Genomic DNA, 16,322 nt, shown 5'->3' with positions numbered 1-16,322 from the left:
CCCTGGTGCTCAGCGCTCCCTTTGGTACTCGGCTGGTACTCGGCTGGTACTCGGCGCCTCCTTGAGGCCGGCTCAGCCCAGCATCGACAGCAGCGCCTCGGGCGCTTCGTCCACCGTGTCCACCAGAGCGATACGGGCCTTCATGGACCGGCCCTCCGCGAGCGCTTCGAGCAGCGGCCAGGTCGGCAGCCGCCGGGTCCAGTGGTCCCGGTCCACCAGCACCATCGGGGTCGGCTCACCGCGCGACTCGTAGTAGTTCGGCGTCGCGTTGTCGAAGATCTCCTGGACGGTCCCGGCGGCACCCGGCAGGAAGACCACGCCCGCGGTCGAGCGCGCCAGCAGCCCGTCCTCACGGGTGGCGTTGGCGAAGTACTTGGCGATGTGCGAGGCGAACGCGTTCGGCGGCTCATGCCCGTAGAACCAGGTGGGGATGCCGACCGACGCCCCGCCGTCCGGCCAGCGCTCGCGCACCGCGAAGGCGGCTTCGGCCCAGGCCCCGATGGACGGCCGGAAGGAGGGCGTCGCGCCGAGCAGTTGGAGCGCCTCGTCCAGCACCGCGTCCTCGTGCGGGGCCGCGTAGGCGCCGAGGTTCGCGGCCTCCATCGCGCCCGGTCCGCCGCCCGTCGCGACCGTGAGACCGGTCCGCGCCAGGGCCCGGCCGAGGCGTGCGGCGCCCGCGAATCCCTCGGAGCCGCGCTCCAGCGCGTGGCCGCCCATGACGCCCACCACCCGCGTCCCGACGAGGAATTCGTCGAGCGCGTCGGAGACCGCGTCGTCGTGGATGGAGCGCAGCATCGAGGCGAAGATGTCGCCGTCGTTCTTGGTCCGCTGGAACCAGGCGTAGCCGAGCGCGTCCGGCGTCCGCGCGTAACCGTGTTCGGTGAGGCCCTCGAAGAGCTCCGCGGGGGAGTAGAGGGTGCCGCGGTACGGATCGAACGGCAGATCCGGCACCGGCGGGAACACCAGCGCGCCCCCGGCCCGGACCTTCGCCGCCGCCTCGGTCTCCATCGGGCAGCCGAGGAAGACGGACTCGCTGGTGTCGGTGGAGAGGAGCGCGGCCGTACGGCCTGTCAGGTCCACTGACTGGACCCGGAACCCGGCCAGGGTGCCGCGGGCGACGACCTGGTCGAACTCCTCGATGGACTCTATTTCCCGGTCTGGTTCCTGCACGCCGATATGCTAATCACACCGGAGGTGGGGGGCTGTGGATTAGGGCGATCGTGACTGGGCCGCTTCGCCGCACAATCCAGGCATGAACACCGACACCCGGGAATTTCAGCGGTGGAACGGCATCGCCGTGAGATGCGCCACCACCCACACCAGCGGCACCAGGAGCGCCAGCAGCGCCGTCGTGCGCAGCGCGGCCGCCCCGCGCAGCAGCCGGGCCGGGGCGCCGAGGCGGACCAGGGCGGCCGTCGTGCGCTCGCGCGCGATCCTCGCTTCCACGACCGCGGTCAGGGCCGTGGCCGCGGCGCACAGCGTGACCAGGGCCGCGCCCAGACCGGTGAGCGGGCCGAAGGCATGGGCGCCGGACGGTCCGGAGGCCCGTCCGTACAGCTCGAGGACGGTGAATCCGGCGGCGGCCAGGGCGCACAGCGCGCCGACCGGGCGTCCGATCAGCCCGGCCTCCTGCTGGAGCATCCGTCCGGCCAGCAGCCGCAGCACGCCCGGCCGCCCGACGGCCAGCAGCCTGCCGCAGAGATGGGTGAGGCCGGGCCCGGCCAGCACCAGCCCGAGCGCCGCCAGTGCCCAGCCGCCCACCACACCGGGCGGGTTGCCGCCGTGCCGGCCGGGCACGGCGAGCAGGGCGTCGGGGAGCGGGGGCGCGTTACCGCTCGCGTACGCCTGCAGGGCGAGTCCCGCCGCGGTCAGGGCGATGCCCCAGGGGAGTCCGGAGGTGGCCTGGTGGGGCCGGGGCGCGACCGGCCCCGTCACCACGGTGGGCCGGGCCGGGGCCGCCGGGCGCCGGGCGCCCCGTGGTCCGCGGACCGGCTGGTGGACCGCCCGCGGCTGCCGGGGCCACAGCGCGGCCGCACACGCCGCGCCCACCACCACGGGGACGACGGCGAGCAGCGTGACCGTACCGGCCAGGGGCAGCGACCGGCCGCCGCCGAGTTGTCGGCCGGCCGATCCGCTTCCGGCCCAGTCCAGCCAGGAGCCGCCGAGATCGCCGCGCAGATGCAGGAAGACCAGCAGCGCCAGTACCCCGCCGAGCGCACAGGCGGCCGACATCGAGACCGCCGCGAGCAGCGCCGCACGGGCCGGGCCGACCCCGGCCGCGGCGAAACCGGGGCCAGGGCCGGTGCTGGGGTCGGCGCGGCCCACGGCGACGGCCAGCTGGACGGTCGCGGCCAGCGGTACGAGACACCACAGCAGCCGCCCCACCGCGTCCTGCGAGCCGTCCGGATGGCCCGAGGCGAACCCGAGGGCGCTCAGCAGCAGAAAGCTCGCGCCCGCCGCCGCGACGGTGACCAGCGCCCGCCGCAGCAGCACCGACGGGCCGGCGCCGCGGGCTAGGCGGAGGCTGAGCACGCGGCCCTGCCTTCCGCCTCGGAGAGGTCCGAGCCCACCCGGCGCCCGTCGAGCAGGGCGACGGTGTGGTCGGCGAGGGTGGCCACCTCCTGGTCGTGCGTCGCGAGGACCACGGTGATGCCGTGGGAGCGGGCCGCCGAGGTGAGGGTGCGCAGCACCTGGCCGCGGTCGGTCTGGTGCAGCGGGGCGGTGGGCTCGTCGGCGAAGAGCACGCTGGGCCCGGCGGCCAGCGCGCGGGCGAGCGCGACCCGCTGGCGCTGTGACTGCAGCAGCGCGGCGGGCCGCGCCCGGGCGCACTCGCCGATGTCGAGCCGGTCCAGCCACTCGCACGCGGCGCTCTTCGCGGCGCGCCGCCCGGTGCCGCGCAGCATCAGGGCGAGCGCGGCGTTCTCCCAGGCGGTGAGTTCGGGGACGAGCTGGGGTTCGGTGCCGATCCAGCCGAAGTGTTCGCGCCGTAGCCGTTCGAGGCCGAGCGGGGGGAGTGAGTGCACGGGGACGCCCTTGAACCAGACCTCCCCGCTGTCCGGGACGAGTTGGCCCGCCAGACAGGCGAGGAGGGTGGTCTTGCCACAGCCGCGTGGACCGGTGACCCCGACGATCTCACCCTTCCGGGCGTTGAGGGAGACCCCGATGAGGGCGGGCGAGCCGCCGTAGGCGTACGACACGGTGCGTGCCGCGAGCATGTCGTCGTCCGGCGGAGCCACCATCCCGAGCACCTCGCCTTACCTGCGATCGTCTCATTCCCGGGTTGGGTGAACGAGCACGGAGCCAATGGGTCACTGGCACGGTAAGGACTCGGGTGGGGGCCCGCGCCCAGGCTCGGCGCGGGTGGCCCCCATTTCCTCCGATCAGCCCTGATCGGGGCCGGGCTGCGAGCACGGCCGATCGGGACCGGGGCCGTCATCGGGGCCGCCGTCGGCGAGCCGGTCGAGATGGGTGGGCGCGAACATCCGCAGCAGCGCGGGCAGTACCACGACCGACGGCCCGGGGGCCGCTAGGGCGTCGGCGAGGTCCGCGTGCAGCCGCTCGGGTGTGGTACGGACCGCCGGTACGCCGAAGGACTCGGCCAGCGCGGCGAAGTCCGGGCGGGACAGTTCGGTGGCGGTCGCCTCGCCGAACGTGTCCGTCATGTACTCGCGCAGGATGCCGTAGCCGCCGTCGTCCACGATCAGCCAGGTGACAGGGAGTTGGTACTGATGAGCGGTCGCGAGTTCGGCGATCGAGTACATGGCGCCGCCGTCGCCCGACACGGCCAGCACCGGCCGGCCGCGGTCCGCGGCGGCGGCCCCGAGGGCGGCCGGGAAGCCGTAGCCGAGGCCGCCCGCGCCCTGCGCCGAGTGCAGGGCGCCCGCACGCGGATCGAAGGCGGACCAGGCCCAGTAGGCGAGGATCGTCATGTCCCAGAAGCTGGGGGAGTCGTCGGGCAGCGCGTTCCGCACCGCGGCCAGCACCCGCCGCTCCAGCTCCAGGCCCTGTGCGTCGATCCGCTCCCGCACCTGGGTGAGCAGCCCGGCCGCGGCCTTGGCCGCCGTGCCCGGCGGGCGGGGCGTGACGGCCTCGGCGAGCGCGGTCAGCGCCTCACGTGCGTCGGCGTGGATGCCGAGCGCCGGGTGGTTGGACTCCAGCTTGCCGAGGTCGGCCTCGATCTGGACGAGGCGGCCGCGCGGGCGGAACGTGTGGTAGTTGGAGGAGAGTTCACCGAGTCCGGAGCCGACGACCAGCAGGACATCGGCGTCCTCCAGGAACTCGGTGGTGTGCGCGTCCTCCAGCCAGGACTGGAGCGAGAGCGGATGATCCCACGGAAACGCGCCCTTGCCGCCGAAGGTCGTCGCCACGGGCGCGTCCAGCGCCTCGGCCAGCGCCCGCAGCTCCTGCCCCGCCCCGGCGCGCACCACTCCGCCCCCGGCCAGGATCACCGGACGCTCGGCGGCGTTGAGCAGCCTGGCGGCCTCCGCCGTCAGCTCGGACCGGGGCGGCAGCGGCCGGGGCTCGGCCCGCAGGGAGGTCACCGGCGGTACGGAGACCGGTGCGAGCAGCACGTCCTGCGGGATCTCCAGCCACACCGGCCCGGCGGGCGCCTCCAGCGCGGACGCCCAGGCGGCGGCGACCGCGGAGGGGATCTGGGAGGCCGTACGGACCGTGTGGACGGACTTCACGACGTCGCGGAACGACGCCTTCTGGTCGACGAGTTCATGGAGATAGCCCTTGCGCCCGCCGCCCAGCCCCGCCGTCGGCACCTGGCTGCCGATGGCCAGGACGGGTGCGGATGCCGCCGCCGACTCCTGCAGCGCGGCGAGCGTCATCAGCGCCCCCGGCCCGGTGGAGACCAGCAGTGGCGCCACCGTGCCGGTGACACGCGCGAAGGCGTCGGCGGCGAACCCGGCGTTGTTCTCCACCCGCAGCCCCACGTAGCTGAGCCCGGACCGCCGCAGCGCGTCGAACGCCCCGAGAGCGTGCTGCCCGGGAAGCCCGAACACGGTGCTCGCCCCGAGCGCGGTGAGGGACTCCACGACGAGATCGCCGCCGTGACGCGCACGCTGTGCGGTGGGCATGGATTGGTGCCTTTCTGACGATGTGTATCGAAGAGAGCGAGCGTGATGTGGTGTCAGGCGCTTGCGGTGGCCGGACTGGTGGTCTCGGAGGCGGTGGCGGCGGGCTCACCGGCCAGCCGTCGCCGCCAGGCGTCCAGGATCGCCGCGTCGGTCGGCTTGGTGGCGAGGCTGACCGCCACGTACGCCACCAGCGAGGCCAGCAGCCCGAAGTAGATGGGCTCGTTGGCGAGGATGCCCTTCCACCCCATCAGCGCGATGACCGTGAGGCCGCCGACACCGACCGAGGCCAATGCGCCCGCGCCCGTGCCGCGCTTCCACAGCAGCCCGCCCAGGATCGGCATCAGCAACCCGCCGACCAGCATGTTGTAGGCGACGGTCAGCGCCTCGACGACATCGTTGAGCACCACGGCGATGCCGATCACGGCGACGCCCATGACGAGGATGAAGACGCGGTTGCCGCCGACCTCGTCATGGGAGGCGCCGGCCGTACGGAGCGGACGGCCGCGCAGCCGGGCCCAGATGTCGTTGTTGGCCACCGTCGCGCAGGCGATCAGCGCACCCGAGGAGGTGGACATCACCGCGGACAGCGCGGCGGCCAGCACCAGCCCCTTCACACCCACCGGGAGGGCGTCCTTGACGATGGTGGCGAACGCGTCGTCCGGGGCGCCCAGCTTGGGGTACAGCACCCTGGCCGCCGTGCCGATGATCGCGCCCGCGACCGCGTAGGCCAGGCAGTAGGTACCGGCCGCGGTGCCGCCGCGGCGGGCGACCCGGTCGTCGCGGGCGGTGAAGACCCGCTGCCAGATGTCCTGGCCGATCAGCATGCCGAAGGAGTAGATGAGCACGTAGGTGAAGACGGTCTGGCCGCCGATGCCCATGGGGGAGAAGTAGCCGTGGGGGAGTTCGGACTTCATCGCGTCGAAGCCGCCCGCCTTCACCACCGCGATCGGCAGCAGCAGGAGCAGCACGCCCACCGTCTTGACCACGAACTGCACCATGTCGGTGAGGGTGATCGACCACATGCCGCCGAGCGTCGAGTAACAGACCACGATCGCCCCGCCGAGCACGATGGCGACGACTCGGTCCAGCCCGAAGATCACGTCGAAGATGGTGGCGTAGGCGATGGTCGAGGTGACCGCGAGCATCAGGGTGTAGGCCCACATCACGATGCCGGATATCAGCCCGGAGGAGCCGCCGTAGCGCAGGTCCAGCATCTGGCTGACGGTGTAGACCTTGAGCCGGGCGATGCGCGCCGAGAAGAAGACCGACAGCGCCAGCAGCCCGAGGCCGATGGTGATGACCATCCAGGCGCCGGAGAGCCCGTACTGATAGCCGAGCCCGACGCCACCGATGGTGGACGCGCCGCCGAGCACGATCGCGGCCATCGTCCCGGAATACATCAGCGGCCCCAGCCGCCGCCCCGCGACCAGGAAGTCGCTGGTGGAGCTGGTGCGGCGCATCCCCCACCAGCCGAGCGCGAGCATGCCCGCGAGATAGACGACGATCACGGTGTAGTCGACAGCGGTCATGGCGGTGCTCCTCGGTCCGGCGGGGGTCGGCTGGCGGTCGGGAGGTCGGGACGTCGGGCGGGGACGCACGGGATCGGGGAGGTCCGGCGATCCGCGGGGATCGAGCCCCGGTGGGAGGGGGAATGTGGGGAGTGACGGAGACCCTAGGTGCCGCCGAAGCGTCCGGGAAGTGTACGTTTCCTCCACTCCCGATCCCCGGGATGTACGAACCATCCCCTCGCGAGGCCCGCCGTGATGAACGACCGCGTCCCCCCGACGGCCCCCGTCCCGCTCTCCACCCTCCTTCGCCACCCCGCCCTGGGATTGCGGCAGGTCGCGGGCGGGCGCTCGACGGACACGCCCGTGTACTTCGTCCACACCAGCGAGATGGAGGACCCCGTCCCGTATTTGCTGGGCGGAGAGCTGCTGCTCAGCGCGGGGGTGCACTGTCCGGAGGCGGCGGGCGCCGGCACCTACTGGGACCGCTATGTGGCCCGTACGGTCCAGGCGGGCGCGTCGGCGCTCGGCTTCGGCATCGCGCCGGTGCACGACACGGTGCCCCGCGCGCTGGCCGAGGCGTGCGACCGGCACGGGCTGCCGCTGGTGGAGGTGCCCCGGCGGACGACCTTCACGGCCGTGGCGAGCGCCGTATGGGACGCGATGGCCGAGCGCCGCCACCATGAGCTGCGGAGCCTTACCGAGGCACAGCAGTCGCTGGCGACCGCCGCGGCGCGCCCGCACCCCGTACCGGCCGTGCTGCGGCAGCTCAGCCAGCACCTCGGGGCCTGGACGGTGCTCTACGGCCCGACCGGCCCGACCGGCCCGGACGACGCCCCGGACGGTGCGGAGCTGGCGGCCGCCGGGACGCGGCCGCCGCGCGAGGCCCGTAGGGCGCTCGGCGCGCTCGCGGCGCGGCTGCGCTCGGGCCCGTCCTCGGCGGCGGGCAGGGCGACCGGCGCGGCCGGGGAGGAGCTGCTGCTGACCGCGTATGGACTGGGCGGCCCGGCGGGGCCGGAGGACCGGCTCGCGCTCGGCGTCTGCGCGCCCCGGCGGGACGGGGCGGACGGGGCGATCGTGGGGGTGGCCGTGGTGCTGCTGTCACTGCTGACGGCCCGGCGGGTGGTCGGGGCCGAGGCCGAGCGCACATCGGCCCTGGTGCGGCTGATGCTCGGCGCCGAACCGGCGCGGGTGGCGGGGCTGCTGAGCCCCTCGCCGGGGCAGTCGGGGCAGCCGGTGACGCCAGGGCAGTCAGGCCGGTCGGGGGCGCGGGGGTTCGGACAGCCGGTGACGCCGGGGCAGTCGGGGACGAGGGGGCAGTCCGGACACCCGGGGACACCGGGGCAGTTGGGCCAGTCGGGGACGCGGGGGCAGTCGGGGACGCGGGGGCAGTCGGGACAGTCGGGACAGTCAGGGGCGCCGGAGCAGCTGGGGTACCCGGGGACGCCGGGGCAGCCCGGACAGACGGGCCAGCCGGGGACGCCAGGAACGCCAGGCCAGGCGGGCCGGTCGCGACAGTCGGGGACGTCCGGCCAGTCGGGACACCCGGGCCAGTCGGGGGCGCCAGGACACCCGGGACACCCGGGACACCCGAGGCAGCCGGGTCAGCCGGGACAGCCCGGGGCGCCAGGACACCCGGGGACGTCAGGCCAGTCGGGGCAGCCGGGGGTGCCAGGGCAGCCCGGACACCCGGGGGCGTCCCCCGAGCCGACGGAGGATGGCGGGTTGTGGACCGTGGTGCGCGGGCGGCGGCGCGGCCGCGGGCGGGACGACGGGCTGCTGGCCACGGCGGCGCTCGCGGCCGGGCTCGGGACACCGCTGGTCGACCTCGACGGGGACGCGCTGAGCGCCCTCGTCCCCGGCGAGGGGGAGGTACGGGCGCAGCCCGGCTGGACCCTGGGCGTCGGGGCGCCGGTACCGGCCGCGGACCTGACGCGCGGTGGCGCCGACGCCGCCCGTGCGCTGCGGCGGGCCGTCGCCGAGCGGGTGCCGCTGGTGCGGGGCGGCCCGGCCGGCGGCGGCGGGGTCGGCTCGCTGGTGGACCCGGCCGAGGCGGGGGCGCACGGCCGGGCCCTGCTCGCGCCGCTCGAGGGCGCGCCGGCGCTGCTGGAGACGCTGCGCGTCTGGCTGTCGCTGCACGGCAGCTGGGACCGTACCGCGGTGGCACTGGAGGTCCACCGCAATACGGTCCGTCAGCGGATCGCCCGCGCCGGGGCCCTGCTGGATGTGGACCTGGGCGACGCGGACGTCCGTATGGAGTTGTGGTTCGCCCTCAAGTGGGCGTGAAACGCGAGGGCTTGAGCTGCGGATGTCGGCTGAGCTGCGGATGTCGGCTGAGCCGCAGACATCCGCTGAGCCGCGGGCGTCAGCCTCAGAGCTTGGTCCACGCCTCCGTCAGCACCGTCCGCAGCACCTGCTCGATCTCGTCGAACACCGTCTGGTCGGCGATCAGCGGCGGGGCCAGCTGGACGACCGGGTCGCCGCGGTCGTCGGCGCGGCAGTACAGCCCGTTCTCGAACAGCGCCTTGGAGAGGAAGCCGTAGAGGATCCGCTCGGTCTCCTCCTCGTCGAAGGACTCCTTGGTGGCCTTGTCCTTCACCAGCTCGATGCCGTAGAAGAAACCATTCCCCCGGACATCGCCGACGATCGGCAGATCGTGCAGCCGCTCCAGCGTGGAGCGGAACGCGGTCTCGTTGTCCAGCACATGCTGGTTGAGTCCCTCGCGTTCGAAGATGTCGAAGTTGGCCAGGGCCACGGCGGACGAGACCGGGTGACCGCCGAAGGTGTAGCCGTGGAGGAAGGTGTTGTCGCCCTCGTAGAAGGGCTCGGCGAGCCGGTCGGAGACGATGCACGCGCCGATCGGGGAGTAGCCGGAGGTCATCCCCTTGGCGCAGGTGATCATGTCCGGGACGTAGCCGAACTTGTCGCAGGCGAACATCGTGCCCAGCCGCCCGAAGGCGCAGATGACCTCGTCCGAGACGAGCAGCACATCATGGCGGTCGCAGATCTCGCGGACCCGCTGGAAGTACCCGGGCGGCGGCGGGAAGCAGCCGCCCGCGTTCTGCACCGGCTCGAGGAAGACCGCGGCCACGGTGTCCGCGCCCTCGAAGAGGATCTGCTGTTCGATCTGGTCGGCGGCCCAGCGGCCGAACGCCTCGGGGTCGTCACCGAAGATCGGGGCGCGGTAGATGTTGGTGTTGGGAACCTTGTGGGCGCCGGGGACCAGCGGTTCGAAGGGGGCCTTGAGCCCCGGCAGGCCGGTGATCGACAGGGCGCCCTGCGGGGTGCCGTGGTAGGCCACCGCCCGGGATATGACCTTGTGCTTGGTGGGCTTGCCGACGAGCTTGAAGTACTGCTTGGCCAGCTTCCACGCGGTCTCGACGGCCTCGCCGCCGCCGGTGGTGAAGAAGACCTTGTTCAGGTCGCCGGGCGCGTAGCCCGCGAGCCGCTCGGCGAGCTCGACGGCCTTGGGGTGGGCGTAGCTCCACACCGGGAAGAAGGCGAGTTCCTGGGCCTGCTTGTAGGCCGTCTCCGCCAGTTCGACCCGGCCGTGGCCCGCGTTGACCACGAACAGGCCGGCCAGGCCGTCGATGTACCGCTTGCCCTTGTCGTCGTAGATGTACGTGCCCTCACCGCGCACGATCGTCGGCACGGGGGAGTTCTCGTACGACGACATGCGGGTGAAGTGCATCCACAGGTGGTCGTACGCCGTCTTGGAGAGGTCGGCGCTCATTGCTATCTCGTTCCCCAGGTATAGGTCTGCTTCCGGAGCTTGAGGTAGACGAAGCTCTCGGTGGAGCGCACACCGGGCAGCGTGCGGATCCGCTTGTTGATCATTTCGAGGAGGTGATCGTCGTCCTCGCAGACGATTTCGATCAGGAGATCGAAGGAGCCCGCGGTGACGACCACGTACTCGACCTCGTCCATGGCGGTCAGCGCGTCCGCGACCGGGTCGAGATCGCCCTCGACGTTGATGCCGACCATCGCCTGACGCCGGAACCCCACGGTGAGAGGATCGGTGACGGCGACGATTTGCATCACGCCCTGGTCGAGCAGCTTCTGCACACGCTGCCGTACGGCGGCCTCGGAGAGCCCGACGGCCTTTCCGATGGCGGCGTACGGCCGACGACCGTCCTCCTGGAGCTGCTCGATGATCGCCAGGGACACGGAGTCGAGGGTCGGCGTGCCGTTCTTGTCAGGTGTGGCCACGACCCTCACTGTGCACGAGCCTCGCCCGTGTCGCAACCCTTCTGCGATGAAATTCGTCGTGTACGGACCTCAAAAACACTGATTCCGTTGTTCTGGTGTGGCGGGTATGTTGAAAACGCAGCACCGGCGACTACTGTGGGTGTCTCACCCATCGGACAGCTGACAGGAGGGGTGGCACGTGACCACCGAACTGCGTCGTCTGCGCAACTACATCGACGGAGAGTTCCGGGACGCCACGGACGGGCGGACCACGGAGGTGGTCAACCCGGCCACGGGCGAGCCCTACGCCACCGCGCCGCTGTCGGGCGCCGCGGACGTGGACGCGGCGATGGCCGCCGCCGAGGCCGCCTTCCCGGCCTGGCGCGACCTGGTGCCCGGCGAGCGGCAGAAGGCCCTGCTCAAGATCGCCGACGCCTTCGAGGCGCGGGCGGAGGAGCTGATCGCCACCGAGTCCGAGAACACCGGCAAGCCGATCGGTCTCACGCGGGACGAGGAGATCCCGCCGATGATCGACCAGATCCGCTTCTTCGCGGGCGCGGCCCGGATGCTGGAGGGCCGCTCGGCCGGTGAGTACATGGAGGGGCTCACCTCGATCATCCGGCGGGAGCCGGTCGGGGTGTGCGCCCAGGTCGCACCGTGGAACTACCCGATGATGATGGCCGTATGGAAGTTCGCCCCGGCGCTGGCGGCGGGCAACACGGTCGTCATCAAGCCCTCGGACACCACGCCCGCCTCCACCGTGCTCTTCGCCGAGATCATCGGCGGGGTGCTGGCGGAGCTGGGCCATCCGCAGGGCGTCTTCAACGTGATCTGCGGCGACCGCGAGACCGGCCGGCTGATGGTCGAGCACTCCGTGCCCGCCATGGCGTCCATCACCGGCTCGGTGCGGGCCGGCAAGCAGGTCGCCGAGAGCGCCTCGAAGGACATCAAGCGGGTGCACCTGGAGCTCGGCGGCAAGGCCCCGGTCGTGGTCTTCGAGGACACCGACATCCCCAAGGCGGTCGAGGACATCTCGGTCGCGGGCTTCTTCAACGCGGGCCAGGACTGTACGGCCGCCACCCGGGTGCTGGTCCACGAGTCGATCCACGACGAGTTCGTGAGCGCGCTCGCCAAGGCCGCCGCCGAGACCAAGACCGGCGCGCCCGACGACGAGGACGTGCTGTACGGGCCGTTGAACAACGCCAACCAGCTGGCCCAGGTCACCGGCTTCATCGACCGGCTCCCGGCGCACGCCAAGGTCGAGGCGGGCGGCCACCGGGTCGGCGACAAGGGCTTCTTCTACGCGCCCACCGTGGTCTCCGGCCTCAAGCAGGACGACGAGATCATCCAGAACGAGGTCTTCGGGCCGGTCATCACCGTACAGACCTTCTCGGACGAGGCGCAGGCCATCTCCTACGCGAACGGCGTGGAGTACGCGCTGGCCTCGTCGGTGTGGACCAAGGACCACGCCCGCGCGATGCGGATGTCCAAGGCGCTGGACTTCGGCTGCGTCTGGATCAACACCCACATCCCGCTGGTCGCCGAGATGCCGCACGGCGGCTTCAAGAAGTCCGGCTACGGCAAGGATCTGTCCGCGTACGGCTTCGAGGACTACACCCGCATCAAGCACGTGATGACGTCGCTGGGCTGATGCGGCGCTGATCCCCGCGCGGGGCGGCGCCGGTGTCCGCGCGGGGCGGCGCTGATCCTGCGCGGGGCGGCGCTGATCCCCGCGCCGGGCGGGGCCGATGCTCGCGCCGGGCCGGGCCGATGTCCGCGCGGGGCGGGGCCGATCCCCGCGCCGGGCCGGGCCGGTGTTCGCGCGGGGCGGGGCCGATTGCGGCCCCGGGCTCGTCACTTGGTCATGGCGGGGTCACCTGTCATGACCAAGGGGGGACATCCGGACCAGGGCCGTCAGGGCGGCGACGCGGTTGGTGGTGATCGCGTCCACGCCCGCCCGCAGCAGCCGGGACATCGACCGCCGGGTGTCGGCGGTCCAGGCGGAGACCAGCAGCCCGTCGGCATGATGGCGGGCGACCAGCTCGCGGGAGACCAGCCCGAAGCGGTAGTTGAGCCACCGCGGGCGCAGCGCGGCCAGCAGCGCCGGACGTGGCGGGGCCAGCGTGGTCCAGGTCAGCGCGATCTCGGCGTCCGGGTCGGCGCGGCGCACGGCGTGCAGGGCCGCCAGGGCGCCGCAGTAGTACACCCGGTCGCCCGCCCCGCTCTCCCGCACCTGGGCGACGGCGGCGGGCGCGGCCGACGCGTCCGGCAGATCGATCAGCAGCCGGGTGGAGCCGGCGCACGCGAGGGCCTCGCGCAGGGTCGGCACGCGCCCGCCGGTCAGCTGCCGCACCTCGTCGGCGGTCAGCCCGGACAGCGGCCGGTCCTGGCCCCACAGTCGCTTCAAGGTGGCGTCGTGAAGCAGTACCGGCACACCGTCCCGGGTCAGCCGTACGTCGATCTCGACCGCGCCCGCCCCCGCGCGCACCGCGGAGCGGATCGAGGGCAGGGTGTTCTCACGGCACACATATGGGTCGCCGCGGTGGCCGACCGGGACGCAGCCCGCCCCCGCCGGTCTCATCGGCCCGCGACCACCGTGTAGGCGTCGATCTCCGCCGAGAGCCGCGCCTTGCCCTCGGCGTCCAGGAAGGACGCCTCGACCGCGTTCTTGGCGAGGGCCGCGACGCCCGCCGCGTCCAGATCCAGCAGCTGGGCCGCGACCTGGTACTCGGTGTTGAGGTCGGTGCCGAACATCGGCGGGTCGTCGCTGTTGATCGTGACGAACACCCCGGCCTCGACCATCTGCTTCAGGGGGTGCTCACCGAGCGTGGCGACCGCGCGCGTGGCGATGTTGGAGGTCGGGCAGACCTCCAACGGAATGCGGTGCTCCGCGAGATGGGCGAGCAGCTTCGGGTCCTGGACGGCGCTGGTGCCATGGCCGATGCGCTCCGCCCGCAGCTCGACGAGGGCGTCCCAGATCGTCTGCGGCCCGGTGGTCTCGCCCGCGTGCGGCACACTGCGCAGCCCGGCGGCGATGGCCCGGTCGAAGTACGGCTTGAACTGGGGGCGCGGCACGCCTATCTCCGGACCGCCGAGACCGAAGCCGACCAGCCCCTCGGGGTTCAGCTCACAGGCGATCCGGGTGGTCTCCTCGGCGGCCTCGAGACCGGCCTCGCCGGGGATGTCGAAGCACCAGCGCAGCACCGTGCCGAAATCCGACTCGGCGGCCTTACGGGCGTCCTCGATCGCCTCGACGAAGGCGGTGTCCGGGATGCCGCGCCGGGTCGAGCTGTAGGGCGTGACGGTCAGCTCGGCGTAGCGGATGTTCTGCCGGGCCATGTCGCGGGCGATCTCGTAGGTGAGCAGCCGGACGTCCTCGGCGTCGCGGATCAGGTCCACCACGGAGAGGTAGATCTCGATGAAGTGCGCGAAGTCCCGGAAGACGAAGTACTCGGCGAGGGCCTCGGGATCGGTGGGCACCTTGGAGTCGGGGTGGCGGGCGGCCAGTTCGGCCACGATGCGCGGCGAGGCGGATCCCACGTGGTGCACATGGAGCTCCGCCTTGGGCAGCCCGGCGATGAAGGTGGTCAGATCGGTCAACAAAACCTCCGGGAGACGCCCGCCGACGGCGGGTTCCGGTCATCGTATTGTGTGGCGCCGACGGGTTCGCCACAGGCCGTAGCATGGGCGGACGTCTTTGTGGGGAGCTCCATGGCCGACCAGCACGACCCGTCCGAGCCGCAGGATGAGCAGCGGCGATCCGGACCGCGGAGGCAGTCCGAGCCGCTCGATCGCGATCCCTGGGCTCCACCGGCGCAGCGGGTCGCGTTGGACAAGGCGGCTGGGGAGACAGGCGCGGCGGGCGGCGGCGCGGCGGATGCGGGCGCGGCTGACGCGGGCGTGGCGGACAAGACGGCGGACCGAGCGGTGGGCGTGGGCGGGCAGGACATACCCGGTGCCCGGCCCCCGGTGGTCCCCGCTCCCCGGCCCAGGGTGGCCGAGCAGCCGACCCTCACCTCCCATCCCGCCATGCCGGGCCCGCCGCCCCCGCCCCCTCCGCCGCCCCCACCGAGCGCCGCGCGGTCACGGGGCCCGGTGGCCCCGCCGGGCGCGGTGCCCCCGCCGCCGCCCGCCCCGACCGGCCCGGGCACGCCCAGCGCCTACCCGGCCGGACCGTACGCCCCCGCGGGCTACGCGCCGAACGGATACGGCCAGCAGAACGGGTACGCCCAGCAGAACGGGTACGGCCAGCCAAGCGGGTACGGCCAGCCAAGCGGATACAGCCAGCCAAGCGGATACGGCCAGCCGAGCGGATACGCCCAGAGCGGTTACGCCCAGCCCGGGTACGGGCAGCGGGCGCCGTACGAGCAGTCCCCGTACGGCGGGGCGCCGGGCCAGGACCACCCCGGCTACGGCTACCCGGGCAGCTATCCGGGCACCGCCCACCCCGGCACCGTCTATCCCGGCGCCGCCCACCCCGACACGGGCTACCCCGGCTCCGGCTACCCCGGTGCCACCTATCCCGGTGGGGTGTACGGCCAGGGCTGGCCGGGCGGGACGTATGTGCCGAACAACGGCCATGGCACGGCCGCCCTGGTGCTCGGCATCATCGGCCTGGTGCTCTTCGCGAGCATCGTGCTCGGCATCGTCCTCGGTGTACTCGCGATCATCTTCGGGGTGCTCGGCCGCTCCAGGGCGGCGAGCGGCGAGGCGACGAACGGCGGCTCGGCGCTCGCCGGGGTGATCCTCGGAGCCATCGCCGTGGTGGCGAGCGTCGTCATGATCTTCGTCTACATAGCCGCCGAGGAAGACGACTCGGGCAGCGATGACGATCCCGGCTATGCCAGGGTCTCGGCCCCCGCGGTGCCCCCGCCCCCGCTCGCCGATATCAGCCGCTGACGCGCCTCCATCAGCGCGAACCCCAGCAGATTGAGCCCGCGCCAGCGGGCCGGGTCCGCCGCCCGCTCGTCGTCCGCCGCCAGCCCGATGCCCCACACCCGGTCCACCGGGCTGGCCTCCACCAGCACCCGCGACCCGGTGCCCAGCAGATAGCCGCGCAGCTCGGGGTGGTGGCCGAACTTGTGCACACTGCCCTCGACCACGAGCCCGAAGCGATGGCGCCGCCAGGTCTCCTCGTCGAAGCCGCGCACCGCGCGGCCCGCGTCCTTGGCCTGCTTGGGGTGGGCGGCTTCCAGCGCCCGGCGCTCCGCCTCCGCGTCGTCGAACAGCCGAGCCTTGCCCGCCATCATCCAGTGCTCGGCCGTCGCGTAGGTGACCCCGTCCACGGTGAACGGCGACGGCCACCACTGGCTGAAGCACCCCGAACCCACGCTTCCGTCCGGCCTGGGCCGATGCCCCCAGAACCACACGTACTTCAGGCGCTCACCGCGCGCCGCCCGCTCGACCAGCTCCTCGACCGACCGGGGACCCCCGCCGGCCGAAACCGGGGGACTCCCTTCCGCCGAAACCGAATCCCCCACCCCGTTCGTCTTCATGCCCAGGATTCTCGCACCCGCCACTGACAGCCCCGCCGACCTGGGCAATC

General features: G+C 72.9%; 13 protein-coding genes. 3 read left to right on the top strand and 10 right to left on the bottom strand.

Going from position 1 to position 16,322, the window contains the following annotated elements; genetic code table 11:
- Window positions 1-72: 72 nt before the first annotated feature.
- The 5 genes from NP777_RS14060 to NP777_RS14040 form a co-directional block, all read right to left on the bottom strand.
- A complete protein-coding gene (locus NP777_RS14060; RefSeq protein ID WP_256650490.1) occupies window positions 73-1,170 on the bottom strand; it encodes an LOG family protein in 1,098 nt (365 codons plus the stop codon).
- A gap of 105 nt (window positions 1,171-1,275) precedes the next feature.
- Entirely contained in the window at window positions 1,276-2,532 is a 1,257-nt protein-coding gene (locus NP777_RS14055) for a hypothetical protein (protein ID WP_256650489.1), read from the bottom strand.
- The gene (locus NP777_RS14050; protein ID WP_256650488.1) at window positions 2,514-3,239 is read right to left on the bottom strand and encodes an ABC transporter ATP-binding protein; all 726 of its coding nucleotides are present in this window, start codon (window positions 3,237-3,239) and stop codon (window positions 2,514-2,516) included. Before NP777_RS14050 ends, NP777_RS14055 begins: the two co-directional genes overlap by 19 nt.
- 141 nt (window positions 3,240-3,380) lie before the next feature.
- Entirely contained in the window at window positions 3,381-5,084 is a 1,704-nt protein-coding gene (locus NP777_RS14045) for a thiamine pyrophosphate-binding protein (RefSeq protein WP_256650487.1), read from the bottom strand.
- Window positions 5,085-5,137: 53 nt separating this feature from the next.
- Window positions 5,138-6,613 carry a sodium:solute symporter gene (locus NP777_RS14040; protein ID WP_256650486.1) on the bottom strand — a complete coding sequence of 492 codons (1,476 nt, stop codon included), beginning with the start codon at window positions 6,611-6,613 and terminating at the stop codon, window positions 5,138-5,140.
- 234 nt (window positions 6,614-6,847) lie between these two features.
- Here NP777_RS14040 and NP777_RS14035 point away from each other — a divergent pair, with 234 nt between their 5' ends.
- Window positions 6,848-8,875, top strand: coding sequence for a PucR family transcriptional regulator ligand-binding domain-containing protein (locus tag NP777_RS14035; protein WP_256650485.1), 2,028 nt, complete (start codon window positions 6,848-6,850; stop codon window positions 8,873-8,875).
- An 85-nt stretch (window positions 8,876-8,960) separates the two neighbouring features.
- Here NP777_RS14035 and NP777_RS14030 read toward each other — a convergent pair whose 3' ends face one another.
- Entirely contained in the window at window positions 8,961-10,322 is a 1,362-nt protein-coding gene (locus NP777_RS14030; RefSeq protein WP_256650484.1) for an aspartate aminotransferase family protein, read from the bottom strand.
- 2 nt (window positions 10,323-10,324) lie between these two features.
- Window positions 10,325-10,798 carry an Lrp/AsnC family transcriptional regulator gene (locus NP777_RS14025; protein WP_020868121.1) on the bottom strand — a complete coding sequence of 158 codons (474 nt, stop codon included), beginning with the start codon at window positions 10,796-10,798 and terminating at the stop codon, window positions 10,325-10,327.
- Window positions 10,799-10,976: 178 nt separating this feature from the next.
- On the opposite strand from NP777_RS14025, the gene NP777_RS14020 reads away from it, so the two are divergent.
- On the top strand, window positions 10,977-12,428 hold the full coding sequence (locus NP777_RS14020; protein WP_256650483.1) for a gamma-aminobutyraldehyde dehydrogenase: 1,452 nt from the start codon (window positions 10,977-10,979) through the stop codon (window positions 12,426-12,428).
- Between the two features lie 222 nt (window positions 12,429-12,650).
- Here NP777_RS14020 and NP777_RS14015 read toward each other — a convergent pair whose 3' ends face one another.
- Together NP777_RS14015 and NP777_RS14010 are read right to left on the bottom strand one after the other, a co-directional pair.
- A complete protein-coding gene (locus NP777_RS14015) occupies window positions 12,651-13,358 on the bottom strand; it encodes a glycerophosphodiester phosphodiesterase (RefSeq protein WP_256650482.1) in 708 nt (235 codons plus the stop codon).
- Complete coding sequence (locus NP777_RS14010; protein WP_256650481.1) at window positions 13,355-14,377, bottom strand: adenosine deaminase; 1,023 nt, start codon at window positions 14,375-14,377, stop codon at window positions 13,355-13,357. Before NP777_RS14010 ends, NP777_RS14015 begins: the two co-directional genes overlap by 4 nt.
- A gap of 111 nt (window positions 14,378-14,488) precedes the next feature.
- Between NP777_RS14010 and NP777_RS14005 the strand changes: the two genes are divergently transcribed.
- Window positions 14,489-15,676 carry a DUF4190 domain-containing protein gene (locus NP777_RS14005; RefSeq protein ID WP_256650685.1) on the top strand — a complete coding sequence of 396 codons (1,188 nt, stop codon included), beginning with the start codon at window positions 14,489-14,491 and terminating at the stop codon, window positions 15,674-15,676.
- On the opposite strand, the gene NP777_RS14000 is transcribed toward NP777_RS14005, so the two are convergent.
- Window positions 15,616-16,272, bottom strand: a complete 657-nt coding sequence (locus tag NP777_RS14000; RefSeq protein WP_256650480.1) for an NADAR family protein — start codon at window positions 16,270-16,272, stop codon at window positions 15,616-15,618. The two genes, NP777_RS14005 and NP777_RS14000, sit on opposite strands and share 61 nt — an antisense overlap.
- Between the last annotated feature and the right edge of the window lie 50 nt (window positions 16,273-16,322).

The sequence above is a fragment of the Streptomyces rugosispiralis genome (assembly GCF_024505145.1).
GTDB lineage: Bacteria > Actinomycetota > Actinomycetes > Streptomycetales > Streptomycetaceae > Streptomyces > Streptomyces rugosispiralis.
This window is presented reverse-complemented; position numbering and strand designations above follow the sequence as displayed.

What these genes read in the sequence shown, in the direction of transcription:
- NP777_RS14000 (WP_256650480.1), bottom strand. Translation starts at nt 16,272, where the DNA reads ATGAAGACGAACGGGGTGGGGGATTCGGTTTCGGCGGAAGGGAGTCCC.
- NP777_RS14015 (WP_256650482.1), bottom strand. Translation starts at nt 13,358, where the DNA reads ATGAGACCGGCGGGGGCGGGCTGCGTCCCGGTCGGCCACCGCGGCGAC.
- NP777_RS14035 (WP_256650485.1), top strand. Translation starts at nt 6,848, where the DNA reads ATGAACGACCGCGTCCCCCCGACGGCCCCCGTCCCGCTCTCCACCCTC.
- NP777_RS14005 (WP_256650685.1), top strand. Translation starts at nt 14,489, where the DNA reads ATGGCCGACCAGCACGACCCGTCCGAGCCGCAGGATGAGCAGCGGCGA.
- NP777_RS14040 (WP_256650486.1), bottom strand. Translation starts at nt 6,613, where the DNA reads ATGACCGCTGTCGACTACACCGTGATCGTCGTCTATCTCGCGGGCATG.
- NP777_RS14050 (WP_256650488.1), bottom strand. Translation starts at nt 3,239, where the DNA reads ATGGTGGCTCCGCCGGACGACGACATGCTCGCGGCACGCACCGTGTCG.
- NP777_RS14045 (WP_256650487.1), bottom strand. Translation starts at nt 5,084, where the DNA reads ATGCCCACCGCACAGCGTGCGCGTCACGGCGGCGATCTCGTCGTGGAG.
- NP777_RS14030 (WP_256650484.1), bottom strand. Translation starts at nt 10,322, where the DNA reads ATGAGCGCCGACCTCTCCAAGACGGCGTACGACCACCTGTGGATGCAC.